At 75.3% G+C, this 15691-nt stretch carries 12 protein-coding genes and 1 pseudogene; 1 reads left to right on the top strand and 12 read right to left on the bottom strand.

All coding sequences use genetic code 11. The features are described 5' to 3' along the window. Positions 1-30 precede the first annotated feature (30 nt). The 12 genes and pseudogenes from PVK37_RS11800 to PVK37_RS11745 form a co-directional block, all read right to left on the bottom strand. A complete protein-coding gene (locus PVK37_RS11800) occupies positions 31-2208 on the bottom strand; it encodes an NADase-type glycan-binding domain-containing protein (RefSeq protein ID WP_275033910.1) in 2178 nt (725 codons plus the stop codon). Then, complete coding sequence (locus PVK37_RS11795) at positions 2192-2752, bottom strand: phage tail protein (protein WP_275033909.1); 561 nt, start codon at positions 2750-2752, stop codon at positions 2192-2194. The genes PVK37_RS11800 and PVK37_RS11795 overlap by 17 nt, the downstream gene beginning before the upstream one ends. Then, positions 2752-4692, bottom strand: a complete 1941-nt coding sequence (locus PVK37_RS11790) for a putative baseplate assembly protein (RefSeq protein ID WP_275033907.1) — start codon at positions 4690-4692, stop codon at positions 2752-2754. Before PVK37_RS11790 ends, PVK37_RS11795 begins: the two co-directional genes overlap by 1 nt. Further along, positions 4692-5120 carry a GPW/gp25 family protein gene (locus PVK37_RS11785; protein WP_275033906.1) on the bottom strand — a complete coding sequence of 143 codons (429 nt, stop codon included), beginning with the start codon at positions 5118-5120 and terminating at the stop codon, positions 4692-4694. Before PVK37_RS11785 ends, PVK37_RS11790 begins: the two co-directional genes overlap by 1 nt. Before the next feature lie 8 nt (positions 5121-5128). After that, positions 5129-5506 (bottom strand): hypothetical protein, encoded by a 378-nt coding sequence (locus PVK37_RS11780; protein ID WP_275033905.1) that lies wholly within the window; start codon positions 5504-5506, stop codon positions 5129-5131. Positions 5507-5653: 147 nt separating this feature from the next. After that, positions 5654-5806, bottom strand: a pseudogene (locus PVK37_RS31865) (phage baseplate assembly protein V); the annotation flags it as partial. 1255 nt (positions 5807-7061) lie between these two features. Then, a complete protein-coding gene (locus PVK37_RS11770; RefSeq protein WP_275033902.1) occupies positions 7062-8195 on the bottom strand; it encodes a phage tail protein in 1134 nt (377 codons plus the stop codon). Positions 8196-8243: 48 nt separating this feature from the next. After that, positions 8244-8729: a phage tail protein gene (locus tag PVK37_RS11765; RefSeq protein ID WP_275033901.1), complete on the bottom strand. Its 486-nt coding sequence runs from the start codon at positions 8727-8729 to the stop codon at positions 8244-8246. A gap of 128 nt (positions 8730-8857) precedes the next feature. After that, complete coding sequence (locus PVK37_RS11760; RefSeq protein WP_275033900.1) at positions 8858-12124, bottom strand: eCIS core domain-containing protein; 3267 nt, start codon at positions 12122-12124, stop codon at positions 8858-8860. A gap of 107 nt (positions 12125-12231) precedes the next feature. Continuing rightward, on the bottom strand, positions 12232-12636 hold the full coding sequence (locus PVK37_RS11755) for a hypothetical protein (protein WP_275033899.1): 405 nt from the start codon (positions 12634-12636) through the stop codon (positions 12232-12234). After that, complete coding sequence (locus PVK37_RS11750; protein WP_275033898.1) at positions 12623-13105, bottom strand: phage tail protein; 483 nt, start codon at positions 13103-13105, stop codon at positions 12623-12625. Before PVK37_RS11750 ends, PVK37_RS11755 begins: the two co-directional genes overlap by 14 nt. 130 nt (positions 13106-13235) lie before the next feature. Then, the gene (locus tag PVK37_RS11745) at positions 13236-14795 is read right to left on the bottom strand and encodes a phage tail sheath family protein (RefSeq protein ID WP_275033896.1); all 1560 of its coding nucleotides are present in this window, start codon (positions 14793-14795) and stop codon (positions 13236-13238) included. Between the two features lie 177 nt (positions 14796-14972). Here PVK37_RS11745 and PVK37_RS11740 point away from each other — a divergent pair, with 177 nt between their 5' ends. Continuing rightward, positions 14973-15605 (top strand): Pvc16 family protein, encoded by a 633-nt coding sequence (locus PVK37_RS11740; protein ID WP_275033894.1) that lies wholly within the window; start codon positions 14973-14975, stop codon positions 15603-15605. Positions 15606-15691 lie beyond the last annotated feature (86 nt).

Below are 15691 nucleotides of genomic sequence, written 5' to 3'. Positions count from 1 at the left end.
CCGGCGATCCCGGGTGGGTGGTTCGGCCGGTCACTCCCGGGCGAAGAACTCGAACTCGCTGACCGTCACGTCGGTGCCGGTGGCGGCCCGGAACACGTCGGTGACCTGGATCTGCACGCTGGTCACCCCCTCGGCGGCGGACAGCGTCAGGGTCTGCGGCTCGCCGGTGTCCTGCACGGTCAACGTGTCGGACCGGTTGTTGGACCAGACCAGGTGCAGCTTCGCCGGCCGGTGCGACTCGGTGTACTTCTCCGCCGTACCGGCGATGACGATCAGCCGTTGCAGGTCGACCTCGGCCCCGAACCGCAGGGTGACCGTGGGCGGCCGCTCGGCGTCCCAGCGCGCCTGCCAGTGCGTGTTGCGGTACTGGTCGACGGTGAGCCCCGGGCCGTGGTCACCGACCGAGGCGCTGCCGGTCACCTCCACCGGCCGGACCGCCACGAACCGGGGGTTGAGCTTCCGGTCGACCCAGGCACGGGCGTCCTTCACCGGCGGCAGCACCACCGAGTTGACCCGTTCCCGCAACGGCGGATAGATCAGGTACGCGATGCCGAGCGCGAACAGCAGCACCGCGACGACCCCGTTCACCCGCTGGTAGAGGCCGACCAGTACGCCGCCCGGCCCACCGCCCGAGCCACCGCCCGGCGTACCGGGGCGCACCCCGGCCTCGGTGACCTTCGGCCCCCGACGCGGCAGCAGCCGCTGCCACCAGCGGCGGCGGACCACCTCGGCGGTCGTCAGCGAGTCCCCGCAGCGGCTACAGAACCGCCGGGTCGGCGGGTTGCCCTCACCGCACCCGCCGCAGATCAGGTCGCCGGGTTGCAGCCGCCGGGTGGGCGCGCGACGACCGGGGACGCCGGTCCGCGGCCGGACCGGTTGCGGGGTCACCTCCTCCGGTTCCACCTCCGCCGCACCACCGGTACCGGCCGGCCCCGGTCGGCGACCGGCAGTCGTCCGCGCCGCACCGCCGCTGGACCCGGTGGACCCGCTGGCGCTGGGGCCGGTGGAGCCGGTGGTCGTGGCGACCAGCGCGCTGGTGTGTGGGGCGGCGAGCACCCGCCGCCGGGGCGGGGCGGCCGGCAGGACGTCGGCGGCCCTCGGCCCGGCCTCCTCCGGCCGGGCGGCCGAGCCGGTCACGGCTCCGTCCGGGTCGGCCCTCCCCGGATCGGCGTCCCCCGCATCGACGTCCACATGGTTGGCGACAGCCGGGTCGGTGACGGCCGGGTCCGCGTCCACCGCATCGGCGACAGCCGGATCGGCAGCCATCAGATCGGCGGCAGTTGGCCCCGGACCGGTGGCGGTACCGGCAATGGGCGTGGACGAGCCGATCCCCGGACCGGTGGCCGTACCGGCGACGGGCGTGGACGAGCCGAGCCGGAGCCCCGGTGGACGCTCGGCCGCACCGGGCAGCCGGGCGTTCGCCACCCCGGGCGGGGGCGGTGGCAGGCGGCGTACCGGCCCGGAAGCGGACCCGGCCCCCGGCCGGGCCTGGCCGGTCGGGCCACCGCCAGCACCCGGCCGGGCACCGGTCGGGCCGGTATCGGCGACCGGCCGGGTGCCGGTCAGGCCCGGCGGGAGCGAGCGCGCCCCGGGCGGACCCGCCGGCCGGGGGACACCGCCACCCGGCACACCGGGCGGGGTCGACCGTGGCCCGGGACGGGTCCCCGGCGGCACAGCCTTCCCGAGCCGGAGCGGCGCAGCCCTCTCGGTCCCGGGCGGCGCGGTCTTCCCGACCCCGGGCGGGACCGGCCGCCCGCCCTCCGGCGGGGTGGTCTTTCCGAGACCCGGCGGGACCGGCCGCCCGGTACCGGGTGGACCGGGGCGGAGACCCGGCGGACCGGGACGCGTGCCCGGCGGGGACAGGGGTCCGCCGCCGGTGGCTCCCAGCCGGGGTCCCGTCGGGCCGGGGGCGGCGGGACCGGAGAGCCCACCCAGCCCGGGGCGGGCCACCGGTCCCCGGGCCGTACCGTCCGAGGCGCGGACCACGCCGTCGTCGACCGCGGATCCGCCCGGGGGCGGCGCGATCACCCCGGCGATGCGCTGCAACAGGGTCGGCTTCTGCCGGATCTCCGGTTCCGGCTCCGGTACGTCCTCGACAGTGATCTTCGGGGTGGTCTTCTCGCCGGTCCATTCGAGGAAGCTTCCGCAGGAACCGCAGAAGGTGTCGGCGTCACCGTTGTGGTTGCCGCACTCACGACAGACGATCATGATCGGCCACCTCCAGGGTCGTCACGACGTGCGCCGGCACGGCCGCGCGGATCAGCTCGGTCAGGGCGTGCCGGGGTACCGGGTCGGGTCCGGTCGCCCGGACCCGGACGTGCAGCCGGGCCGGCGGGTCCGGTTCGGTGGCCGGGTCGGCGGAGGGGTCGGGGCGGGTCGACCAGCTCACCCCACCCGAGTCCACGACCTCCACCTCGCCGCCGGTGGCCAGCTCCAGCAGTTCCCGCAGACCGGGCACCGTGCCGCGCAGCCGGTGGGTGGCGACCGCAGCGGCCACCATCGCCCGCTGCCGGTCGACCGGCCAGTTCTCGTCCAGGTACGCGCCGACCCACTCACCGAGCCAGAGCAGGAAGTCCGGCGGGGCCAGCCACGGATCGAGGTACGCGTCGAGACAGTCCAGCGTGGACACCACCGGGGCGAGCACCTCGTCGAGGCCCTCGGTCCACCGCACCAGCAGGTCGTCCTCCTGCAACAGGGCGGGCAGGAAACCGGCGATCGGGTACGGCATCCGTACGTCGGCCAGGCCGCGCATCAGTGCTCCTCCACCCGGAGCTGGTGCTCGAAGGAGAAGACCAGGCTGTCCGGTTCCACGTCGATCCGGCCCGCCTCGGCGCCCCGCTCCCCGGTCACCGGGTTGGCGCTGAACAGCCGCAGGTCCTCCACCAGCTCCACGCCCCGGACCCGTTGCAGCACCGCGAAGAGTTCACCGGCCTGCACCGGGCGGCCGAACGGCCAGCCCCGCCCGTCCGGGCCGCCGCCGGTCAGCGGGCTGAGGAAGCCGTACAGGGCGGCCAGGCCCTCCTCGCGTACCCGGTCGAGCCGGACCCGGGGGCGGGCGACCACCCGGGCCACCACGGTCACCCCCCGGTAGCGGGGCGGCTCGACGACCACCCGGGTACCGATCAGCCGGGTGGCGTCCAGCCGCTCGGCCACCCGGGCCAGGCTGGCCTCGGCCGGGATCAGGTCCTCCAACCGCAGCCGGCCCCGCTCGGCCGGCGCGGCCGGAACGACCAGGATCCGGGCCGTCGGCGGGCCGTCGCCGTCGCTGGGCACGCACCGGACCCGGGCCAGTTCCGGGGCGGCCTGCCGGGCGATCACCTCGTGGTCCTCGGCGGTCACCGCCCGGTCCCGGCTGCGCAGGGTCAGCGGCCCCCGGCGGCGCGCCTCGTCCAGGGTCTCCCCGTCCACCCCGCCGCTGGCCGGGCGGCGGTTCTCCACCCCGGCCACGTACGGCACGGAGGTGCGCAGCCCGGACACCGCGCCGACGCCGACGTTGCCCCGGCTGCCGCCGCCCACCGCGTACCGGCGCAGCCGCAGCCGGGCACCCCGGGCCGGTACGGCACCGTGCCGGCGGAGCGTGCCGTCCGGCTGCCGGACCGCCGGGCCGAGCACCACCTCGCCGGTGACCCCGTCGAGCAGGAAGTGCGGGTCGTCCGGGCCGCTGCCGGCGAAGTGGTCGACCGGGGTCCACGGCTGCCAGCCGTCCGTCGAACTGACCTCCAGCACCGGGTCGCCGAGCCCGACCAGCACCGGCCGGCGGGACACCGGGAACCGCTGGCCGGGTACCCCCTCCGACTCGCCGATCTGCTCGTCGTCGACCAGGTCGGCGTGCACCGCCTCGGTGGTACCTCCGACGGTGTTCGCGGCCAGCCCCAGGATCATCGGCGACGCGCGGTAGCCGGGCTGCCCCTCCCCGGGTGGCACCACCCGGGCCCGCAGCCAGCCGGCCAGGACGCCGTCGACCAGGGTGGCCTGGTGGTCCCCGGGTACATGCAGCAGGATCGCGCCGGGCCGGTTCAGCGCGCCGGTCTCGTCCAGGCTGACCTCGCACTCCCGCCAGCCGTCCGCGCCGCGCGCCTCCCAGCGCAGCGGCGGGTGCAGCGGGTTGACGCCCACCCCGTCGACCCGGCCCTCGAACTCCAGCCGGAGAGCGCAGCCGCCGACCGCCCGGTCCAGCCCGACCAGCAGTTCGTCGCCGGGCTGCGGTACGGCGGAGAACGCCGGCACCGGGCCGCCGAGTTCCAGGGCGGTGGTCTGGTCGGTGAGCCCGTCGGCGGTACGGACCCGCAGGTGGGTCAGCGCGCACGGCGGCACGGTCAGGTCGGCCAGGGTGGTGAAGACCAGCGGCTCGTCGCCGTCGGCGACGGTGACCGCCTGGGTGCCGGCCGGCACGACCTGGGTGGCGCGGGCCGGCGTGGAGAGCCAGAACGTCAGGGCGGTCCGGGCCGCGGTGGGTGGCACCAGGCGTACCCCGATCAGCTCCAGGAACTTCACGTAGAGCCGGTCGGGCACCCGGTTGAGCCGGTAGATGAGCTGGTCGGTCAGGGACGCGAAGGTCTCGATCAGGGTCACCCCGGGGTCGGCCGGGTGCAGGTCGGTCCACTCCGGGCAGCGGTCCGCGATGAGCTGACGGGCGTCGGCGACCAGGTCGTCGTACCCGCGGTCGTCGAGGGCGGGGGCGGGCAGCGCCATCAGCCGAGCACCTCCGTACCGGCCGGGGCACCGTCGCCGGGCAGGGTGCGCAGGTCCAGGTGCAGGCTGTGCGGGTCGTCGGTGCCGCGTACCCGGTACCGGACCTCGATGTGCAGCAGCCCGTCGCCGCCGGACGGGTCGTCGGTGACGGTGACCTCGTCGATCTCGGCCCGGGTCTCCCACCGTTCCAGCGCGGTACGGACCTCGACCGCGACGGCGCGACGGGTCTGCCCGGTGGTCGGTTCGAAGACGAAGTCGCGCAGCCGGGAACCGAACTCCGGCCGCATCGGGCGTTCGCCCGGGTACGTCGCCAGGATCACGCACATCGCCTGCTCCAGCAGGGCGGTCCCGCCGACCATGGCGAGCCCGCCGTGGGGCTGGACCCGCAGCGGGAAGGCACACCCGGTGCCGATGACGTCGGCCTGCATGGCACTCCTCAGTTGAGCTGGATGGGTTTGCCCTTGATGGCGGTCGCCGCGGTGCCGCTGATATTGATCTGCGTACCGTCGATGTCGACCGTCTTGGCCTTGAGCTTCAGGCTGGTGCCGCCGTCGAGGGTCATGCTGCCGCCGGGCCCGGCCTTGATCTCCACGGCGGTCTGGCCGGTGCACTCGATCAGCAGCTTGCCGGGTTTGTCGGGCGCGCAGCGCAGGGTCACCTCGCCGGCCACCTGGTCCAGGGCGAGGGCGAGCTTGTCGCCCTTGGTGCCGAGGACGACGTTGGCGGCGGTGGGCTGGCCCTTGCCGCCGGGCGGCACCTCGTCGTGGAAGACCAGCCGGTTGCCGGACGGGGAGAGCAGGCCGCGCCGGATCACCGAGCTGGTCTGCCCGACCGACTTGACCCCCGCCGCGCCCGGCTTTCCGGACGAGCCGTCCAGGCCGTACCCGGTGTGCCGGCTGGGCAGGCTGCCCAGCACGTACGGGCGGCGGACGTCACCGAACTCGAAGGCGACCAGCACCTGGTCACCCGGCTCGGGTACGAAGAACGCGCCGGCGGCCGGGCCGGCGAACAACTGCCCGACCGGAGCCCAGTCGGTCTCGTGGTCGGGCGACAGCCAGGGCAGGGCCAGCTTGACGCGGCCCAGTTCCTGCGGGTCCTTGACGTTGCTGACCACCCCGCAGACCACCCCGTCGACCCGGGCCGGCCCGGGTCGCCCCCGGTCCCGTCGGTCGTGCCCGCCAGCCCGAGCAGTGAGCGGTCCTGGCGACCGCCGACGGTGAACTCGGTCCGGTACCCCGGGCCGGTGGTCTCGTCGAAGACGTGCCGGGCGGCGCTGACCGTCCAGGTGCCGGCGAACGGCGCCGGCACCCCGTCGACCCGGACCGCCCGGCCGGCGACCAGCCGGGCGTCGCCCAGCGTCTCCCCCTCGGCCTCGGCGAACGAACCGCCGACGCTGGCCGCGAGGCTCGCCGCCACCTGCCGGACCGCGTCGTCGGCCCGGTTGGGTACCGGCAGACCCCGGCCGACCAGGACGTGCGCCCGGGGGCCGGGGGCCGGTCCCACGTCACCGACGGCGCTGTCGCCGGGGCGGGGCGGGGCCGGTGCGGCCCGGGGCACGAACGGGTCGGCGGCGGCGACCGGGGTGCGGCCGGCACCCAGGCTCACCCCGTCGGCGGTGGTCTCGGTCCGGCTCGCCACCACGGTCGCCGCCACCGGGTCCCAGGTACGTACCTCGACCTCGGGGGCGAGGTTGCCGGCGGTGACCCGGGGCAGGAACCGGCGCAGGTTGCCCCGGAACGTCAACGGCAGCGCGTTGCCGCCCGCCCGCGCGGTGGCGGCCCGGCGGAAGTGGAACCGGTCGCCGTCGGCCCCCAGCTCGTACCCGATCTCCCGGGCCCGGCCGGCGAGGAACTCCCAGTCGGTCTGGTCGACCTGGGACAGGTGGGCGTGTTTGCCGCCGGTGGCGTCGACGGTACCGACGGTCAGCTTGGCGGCGGAGGCGACCTGGCGGGCGATGTCCGCGTCGGACTGGTTGAGGAAGGTCCGGGTCCGCCGGACCCGGTGCAGCCGGTGGTCGTGGGTGTAGCCACGCACCACCACGTACGCGGCCAGGTCGACGAAGCGTCCCTCCAGGGCGGTCACCTCGCCGCTGATCAGCCGGTGCTCGGCGGTGCCGTCCTGGCTGGGGCCGAAGACCTGCACCGCCGTGCCGAGCTGGAGACCGGCCCGGGTGAGCAGGTCGCCGTCCACGTCGACGAAGGTCAGTTCGAACATGTCGGGCAGGGCCAGTTGGGTGTCCACCACCACCCGGACCAGGTGCGCGGCGACCGGGTCCGGCAGGTCCCGGCCGGCGGTGCCGGTGGTGACCCGGGGCCGCAGCACGGCCGTACCCCAGAGCAGGTGCTGCCGGTCCACGCCGGCCGCCCCGCTCACCGCCGGGCCCCGACGGACGCGCCCCTGGCCTGGGCCCGCATCGGGTCGTCGATGCCGCTGGCCGCCGCGCGCTGCCGCCACTGCGCCGGATCGGTCCGTACCGTACGGGGCGGCACCGGCGCGCCGGGGGTCCTCGGGAAGATCTCCCCCTCGATCACGACCAGGTCGAGGGTGGCCTGGGCGCGGACCGGCTGGCCCTGCCCGTCGAACCGGGTGAGGTTGACGTTCAGGGTGCTCAGGTTGACCGTCATGGACAGCTTGCCCCAGGTGAAGGTGAGCTTGGGCAGCACGTCCTGCCGGGCGTCCGGGCCACCGCCGCCGTTGCCCGCCTGCTGGCCGGAGAACGCGATCAGCTTCTGCACGTCCCCGGCCACGCCCGCGCCGACCAGCAGCACCTCACCGGCCATCACCCGCAGCGCGTCGTCGGAGGCGAGCACCACGCCCCGGCCCTGCCCGATCAACTGGCTGGGTCGGGAGGACCGGGTAATGGTCATCTTCGCCGGGTTGTACGCGAACGAGACGGTGCCGATGGTCGGCTCGGACAGCTCGGCGGTCTCCGCCCGGGCCTGGAGGTCGGGGAAGAAACCCTCGTGTACCAGCTCCAGGCGTTCCACCGCCACCTGGTTGGTGTCGGCGGCCAGGTCCGGCCCGGTCCACGAGGACGGCCGTACCCCGTACAGCAGCCAACTGTTGACGGGTTCGCCGTCAGCGTCGAGCAGGGTGATCCGGGCGGTGGTGCGGGTGTCGTCGCCGGTGCCGTCCTGCCAGGACCGCAGCACGCCGACCAGCCACTGCTGCAACTGCGCCGAGTGTTCCCGGTGCACGGCCCGTTCCAGCACCACCGGCGGGTAGCTCACCTCGCCCGGCAGGTGGTACTGGCCGACGTAGTCCCCGGTCACCCGGACCACCTCGGGCTTGAAGTCGGCCCGCAGCCCCCGGCAGGACCGCCACAGCCCGAGCTTGACGTCGCCGATGGTCACCTGGAACCGCATGGCGAGGCCGAGCTTGTCGGTCCGCCGTACGCCCGGCCCGCTGCGGAACAGCTGGGCCAGACCGCCGGAGGCCAGCCCCTGCGCGGTCTGGTTCGGGTCGCCCAGCATCCCGCCGAGCTGCCCTGCGGAGATCGCCATCGCTGTCCTTTCTCGGGATGCGCCGGGTCAGAGGGAGAGTTCGTCGGGTCAGAGGGAGAAGGAGACGTCGTCGTCGAGGAATCCGGTGTGGGCCAGTTCGAGGGTCTCCACGGCCACCCCGGCGCGGCTCGGGTCGAGTTCGGACACCGACCAGCCGACCGGGAAGAAGTGCTTCAGCTCCCAACCGACGATCTTGAGTCCGAGACTGTCGACGAGCTGGATGCTGCCGCTGAGCGGCCGGTACCGCCGGGCCTGCTGGCAGAGCCACTCCTGGACCACCTGCGAGTCGAAGCAGACCGCCCGGCTGAGCCGGATCCGGCTGTAGTTCGGGGTGCCCACGTAGCTGAAGACGTCGTTGCTGTCCCCGGCCCGGTACTCGCAGACCTGCCAGGTCACGCCCAGCCCGGACACCCGCGACCAGGAGCCGAGGTTGTACCGCTCGTCGTCGATGACCACCAGGTACCGGTGATTGACCCCGGTGACCTCGAAGAAGCCGCCCATGAACCGGGCCCCGGTGGAGAGACCGCCCGCCATCGTTGTCGTCCTCCTCCTGCTCGTCGCCGTCTGCCTGTTCGCCGTCTGCCTGGTCGTCGCCGTCCGTCTGCTCGCCGTCCGCGTGCCCGTCGGGGTGCCCGTCGGGGTGCTCGGCTGGTCGGCCCGGATCAGCCGAAGCCGGTCAGTCGTCCGCTGCGTTCCCGGTCGACCAGGAGTTCCTGCCGGAGCCGACCGCGCAACCGCCCGTACAGGCGAGCGGCCAGTTCCTCCAGGTCGGCGGGGCTGTCCAGGTCGACGGACCGGGTCGGCAGCCGGTCCCGGACCAGGGCACGCACCTCGGCGGCGTCCCGGTCGAGGCGGGCCACCAGCGCTTCCTCCCGGCCGCTCGCGGTCCGCAGTTCACCGCGGAGCTGCTCCACCGCGCCACGTACCTCGGCCAGCCGGCCACTGTCCCGGTCGACGGCGGGTGGGCTGGTCGCGGCGGCCACCTCGGCCCGCAGCACGGCCAGCGCCGACGCCGGGTCCAGGTCCGGCCCGGCCGGCCCGTCCGACTGCGGGTCCTCCTGCCGGGCCACCTCGGCCCGGACCAGCTCACGCAGGTCGGCCAGGGCGTCGACGGAGCCGCCCGCCGGAGCCCGTTGCAGTGGCTGCCCGGTCGGAGCCGCCGGGCCGCCCGGCAGGGGCGCAGCGCCCGGCAACGAACCGCCCGGACCGGTCGACGTCGCCGCCGCCGGACCGCCCGGGGTGGCCCGGCCGGGGTCGGCCCGCCAGGTCAGGCCGCCGCCCGGGGTGGTCCCCCAGGTGCCGACCGGACCGGCCGTGCTGATGGGGCTGACCGGGCTGGCCGCTCCGGCCGCGCCGATGGGGCCGCTCGGACCGGTCGTACCGAGCGGGCCGGCCGTCGGCGGAGTCGGCGGAGCGGCCGGCCGGCCGGCCACCGGCGCAGCCGGGCCAGCGGACGGGCCACCGGACAGGCCGGGGCTCCCGGGGGCCACCAGGGGCAGCGGGGGCACCGCCGCGCCCAGGCCGGCCGGCTGCGAACCGTCGCCGAAGGCGTACTCGGCGGCCAGGGCACGGGCCTCCAGGTCCCGCCCGACGGCGGTCGACTCGGCCGGGGGCGTGGCACCGAGCACCCGCTGCTGCACCACGTGGGCCAGTTCGTGGGCCAGCAACGCCCGTACCGGTGGCGCGTCGAGCGGACCGGCGTCCGCCGGCAGCAGCACCTCGCCGTCGCGGGTCGCGGCGCGGGCACCGGCCTGGCGTACCTCGAGGGTGGCCGCCGGGTCGCGCCGCACCGGTACGTCCGAGACGTCCACCCCGTACCGGTGCCGGAAGCCGGCCACCAGCGCGGCAGGCACCGGTTCCGGCTGCCCGGCGACGAGCAGTCCGGCCGGGACGGACGGTACCGCCGGCTCGGGAAGCATGGTCGGGGCGGACAGCATGGTCGGGACGGGCATCCCGGGTGGAGCCGGTGGGGATGACGCCGGCGGCGCGGCCCGCTCCGGTAGGTCGGACAGGTCGGCCCGGTGCCGCAGTGGCACGGCCGGCGGTCGACCCGACGGACCGGCCGGCGGTGTCCCCATCGTGGACGGCTCGGCCGTCGGGGCGGCCCGACCGGCCGTGACCGGCACCGGTCCGCTGACGGATACCGGCGCCGGCCACGGGTCCGCTACCACCGGCGTACCGGTGGCCGGCCCGGCCGGGGGTGCCGGGTACCGCGCGGACGGGGCGGAAGCTCCAGGGGTGGGCGCGCCCGTGGTCGTCGTCGCCCCGACCGTCCCGGGCTGCCCGGGGCCGGCGACACCGGCCGGCGGGAGCGACAGCGGATCGTCGACCGGGACGCCCGCAGACTCAGGGGCGTGGCCCGACTCGTGGAGGTGGACCGACTCAGGGACGTGGACAGGCTCAGGGACGTGGACAGGCTCAGGGACGTGGGCCGGTCGTCGGGTGGTGGATTCCACCGGTACGGCGGCGGCCAGCGAGCCTCGTACCTGCGTCGGCGGCAGCGCGTCCGGCACGGAGTCCACCGGCCACGGCAGCCCCACCGGACCGGGAGAGTCGACCGGCCCGGACGCTACCGCCGGAACGGTGTCCCCGACCGGCGGCCCGGCCGGTGATCCGGCCCGGGTCGTCGCGCCGGGGTGCTCGGCGGACGCCGGCCGGGTGGGCTCCGGCCGGGTGTCGGTGGACACCGGCGGCGTGTCCGCCCGGCGGGTCAGGAACCGGGCCGGTGACAGCGCGGCCGGCCCCTCCCCCGCGCCCGCCGGGCCGGCGGGCCGCCTCGGGGTGGCCGGGGCCAGCCGCTCGGCTGCGGCGTTCCCGTTCCCGCTGTCGGTGTCGGTACGGCCGGCGGTGGCCGACGGGCTGTCGCCCGGTCCGGCGGCGACGGTTGGTTCCACCCCGGACGCCGGGCGGGGCGGGGCCGTCCGGGCGGCCCGGGAGACCACCTCGACCGGGCGGAGCGTCCGGCCGTCCAGCGGACCGGACGGAAAGCCGTCCAGTGAGCCGGACGAAAGCCCGTCCAGCGGGCCGGTCGACGGGTCGTCTGACGGTCCGGGTAGTGACGCGGGCGGAGATCCGGCGGTGCCGGGCGACCGGTCGGTGGGGTACGGCGCGCCTTGTTCCCGCCCCGGCGCGGAACCCGAACGGGTACGGGCAGCCGCGTAGGCCGCCTCCGCCGCCCGGGTGATCTCCGCGGCCCGGTAGACGTCCTCGAACCCGGGCGGCGGCCAGACCTCGGCGGTGGGCAGGCCGGCGGCGGCGAACCGGGCGGCGGACCGGGCCGCCGCGTCGGATGCCGCATCGGGTGCGTCGGGGGTGGCCCGGTCAATGGCGGCCCGGTCAGCGGTGGCTGGGTCGGGGGTGGCTGGGTCGGGGGTGGCTGGGTCGGGCTTGGCTGGGCGGGCGGTGGCTGGGTCGGGGGTCGGGGATGCGGCCTCGGACGGTCGGGGTGCGCCGACGGCGTCCCGGCCGGTCGTGGTCAGCGTGGCCCGGTCGGGGACCGACGGGGTGACCACCGGTAGGACGCGGATGGTGGCCTGGGGCTCGGCACGGCGTCCCACCGTTCCCGAAGGACCGGCGGCCGGGCCGGCGGGTCGGCCCCGGAATGCCGGGCCGGGGTCCGGGACGGTCGGTGCCGTCAGCAGCGCCTCCGCCGCCGTGATCCGGGGTGGGCCGACGGTGACCATGGCCGGCAACGGGGCGACGGTCAGCGGGGGCACCGACCCGGCCAGGTCGCGGCCGGTGGCCCAGCCGCCACCGGGCCCCACGGTGGCCCGTGCCCCGACCATCGGCCCGGCCGCCGCGCCGACCACCGGTTCGGCCCACGACGATCCCGCCGACGACGACCACTCGGTCGGGGTGGGTGGGGCGGTCGGCCCGGTCGTCGCGCGAGGTGACCGGAACGGCCGGCGGAGCCGGAGCGGCCAGGCCATGACCCACCTCCTTCGTCAGATCGGGTACGACTGGTGCGGCAACGTCGGCGGCCCCCGCATTCCGTCGGGGGGTTCCCGTGGGGGCACGGCCGGGCCGTCAGCTCGGTCTACGCGGCCCCTGCCAGGTCCACCGCGAACTGGCCCCCGCAGTGCGGGCAGGCGACCTCCGCCTCGGTGTGGCCCTGCTGGTTGATCCGGCGGTACAGGTCCTGGAGGAAAGCCAGGTCGGAGGCGAACAGCCGCTCGATCACCGCCGGTTCGACCACCCGTACCGTGCCGATCCGGGTGACCGTCTGGGCCAGCAGCAGCACGGTGAGGAACGCCGGGTTCTGCCGTACCCGGGGATCGCCCTGGGGGTTGATCTCGTCGCGGGCGGTGGCGAGCCGCATCACGCCCTCCCGGTGCACCCCGCCCCGGTCGTCGACCAGGCCACGGGGCAGCACGAACGGGTACTCGGTACGCAGGCCCGCCGCCGGTCCGACGGCGGGCCCGGCGAGGTCAGATCCGCGCATTGAAGTCGAACAGGTCGTCACACATCAGCGTGACCGTCTGGTACACGATGTCGGTCGCGCCGGCCTTGACCCCGCTCACCTCCACCTTGGACGGCCAGGCGTTGGTCATCATGTACGTCAACCGGGCGTCGCCGTTGAGGTCGTCGCCGGGTCCGTAGAGCTTCAGCGCACAGTCCCGGTACGCGTCGTACATCAGGTTGCGTACCTTCTGGTGCCAGAGCCACAGGTCGCCGTTGAGGTCCAGCCCCCGCTTGAGGGTGACCGTCGGCGGCTTGGTCCGCCCGAAGTGCCGGGAGAAGATCGGCCCGGTGGGGCCGGCGGCCAGGTACTCCGCGTTCTCCACCTCGCTGCTGATGCCGACCAGTTCGGCGAAGTTGATCGCCGACATGCCCGGCACCTCCAGCCGGAACACGGCGGCGCTGATGATCTGGGTGTTCTGCTTCGGGTCCTGGGTGCCCTGTCCGGCCACGCCCGTCCCTCCTCGTCTCGAAGTCGCTCAGGTCCGCCGATGCCGACGGCGGGGGTCCCGCCGAGGTCGCCCGCCGTCACCCGGGCCGATCGACGTCGACCGGGTACGTTGTCGCCCGACGTCGATCGGGTCAGTTGTCGCCCGCGCCCTGGGAGAGCTGGGAGAGCCGGAACACCACGAACTCGGCCGGCTTGACCGGGGCGATGCCGATGTCGACGGTGAGGATTCCGGCGTCCAGGTTCTCCGGCGGGTTGTTCTCCGCGTCGCACTTGACGAAGAACGCCTCCGACCAGGTGTCCCCCATCAGGGCACCGCTGCGCCAGACCCGGCGGAGGAACATCGTGATGACCCGGCGTACCGCGTCCCAGAGGCGGGGGTCGTTGGGTTCGAAGACCACCCAGTTGGTGCCCAGCAGGATCGACTTCTCGATCCAGTTGAACAGCCGCCGGACGTTGAGGTAACGCCACTCGGCGTCGCTGGAGAGGGTCCGGGCCCCCCAGATCCGGATGCCCTGCCCGGGGAAGGCCCGGATGCAGTTGACCCCGATCGGGTTGAGCTGGTCGTGTTCGCCCTTGGTGAGGCCGCTCTCCAGGGCCAGCGCGCCCCGGATGATCTCGTTGGCCGGGGCCTTGTGCACGCCCCGGGTGTCGTCGTTGCGGGCCCACACCCCGGCGACGTGGCCGCTGGGCGGCATGAACACCGCCCGCCCCTGGGCCGGGTCCATCACCTTCACCCAGGGCCAGTAGAGGGTGGCGTACTTCGAGTCGTAGCCGGCGACGTCCTGCCGCCATTCCTTGAGCCGCTGCGGGTGCAGGCCGGGCGGCGGGTCGAGGATCGCCACCCGGTCGCCCATCAGCTCGCAGTGCGCGATCATCGCGAGCTGGACGGCCTTGAACGCCTCGTCGTCGATGGCTCCCCGCTGGTAGGCGGCGGCCAGGTCGGGCACGCTGAGCATGGTGACGTCCTCGATCGCCTCCAGCCCGGCGAAACCGGTCCGGTCGCTGACGTCGCCGACGTAGTCCTCGGCGCGTACCCGCAGCTCACCGTCGGTGGTGGCCGGCAGGGCCGGCGCGGCCAGGGTGACCTCGGTGCCGCGGCGGGGCGGGGCGAGCGTGGCCCCCTTGACCTCCTCGATCTGGATCAGCTTGGACTGCTGCTTCACGGCGGTGACCACGTTGCCGGAACCCCGGCGGGTGGTCAGGTTGTCCAGCGTCTCGACCGGCTTGCCGGCCTGCTTCACCACCAGCTTGAAGGCGTCGTCACCGCCCTCGGAGGCGTCGGTGACCTCGACCGAGAGGTCCTGGCCGGGCGCGCCGGGCAGGGCGGCCCGGACGGTGAAGGAGACCTTCCCGTTGTCGCCGCCCGCCGGCACGGCCGCGGTGGCGTACGTCCCGTCCCCGCCCGCCGGTCCGGCGTCGCCGTCGTGGGTGCCACCCACCCGGACCACGTACGCCGAGCCGCCCCCGTTGAGGAAGTAGCCGTACACCGACAGCGGCAGGAACGCGCCGGCCACGAACCCGCCGAACACCCTGGTGTACTGCGACCAGTTGGTGATCAGGGTGGGCTCGTCGACCGGTCCCTTCTCGGCGAAGCCGACGAACGCGGCGACGGCCGTCCCGACCGCCTCGATCGGCCTCGACCCGGAGGACACCTCCTCCACGTAGACGCCCGGCGACAGATACGTCGGCATCGAACCTCCTGTACGACGGTGTGATGCGGCGAGCATGCCAACGGCGTACGGCCCGGCACGCTGCCCGCAGGTCCGCCACGGGGGAAGGCCCGACTGCCCCGAAGGGCAGCCGATCCGCCCCACCGGCCTGCCCGGCCGCCGACGCGGGCCGGGCCGGGCGGCCGGCAGGGTGGACCGGTGATCTGGGATGTGGATCTGTCCGTCCGGGCCTGGCTGGGCAGCTACCTGCCGGCCGGGGTGCCGGTGGTCTTCGACCCGCCGGACCGGTGCGCGCAACGCACCGGCGAGCTGGTCTCGGCCTTCCTGCTCGACGTCGAGGAGGACGCGACCGGCGTCTCGGCGACCTGGGACGAGTTCCGGGACGACCGTGGGCAGGTGACCGGACGCCGGCCGCCGGGACGGCGGTACCGGTTCAGCTACCTGCTGACCGCGTGGGGCCCGGACACCGAGCGGGAACACCGTCTCCTCGGTGACCTGCTGGTCGGCTGTGCCAGCTGCACCGCGCTGCCGGTCCGCTTCCACACCGGGGCGCTGGCCCGCGCGAACCAGGCGGTCCTGGTGCGCAGCGCCCCGCGCCGGGACGGGGACACCGGGTCGGCGTGGGTGGCGTACGGCGGGGCGGCCCGTACCGGCCTGCACCTGCAACTGCTGGTCCCGTTCGTGCCGGAGACGCAGACCGACCTGGCCCCGGCGCCGCGCGAGGTGAGCGTGAACAGCGCCGGCCGCCCGGGTGGCGATCCCGGCGATCGTGCCGGTGGTGGTCCGCGCCCGGCGCGACACCGGCCCGGCCGGATCAGCGAGCCCGGCTGAACCCGGTGGCACCCGGCCGGTTGCCCGATGAGGTAGCCGGGTCTGCCCCTTGGTGTTCCTCGGTCGCGGTGCCGACGGCACCGGTA

The sequence above is a fragment of the Micromonospora cathayae genome (genome assembly GCF_028993575.1).
Lineage (GTDB): Bacteria > Actinomycetota > Actinomycetes > Mycobacteriales > Micromonosporaceae > Micromonospora > Micromonospora cathayae.
This window is presented reverse-complemented; position numbering and strand designations above follow the sequence as displayed.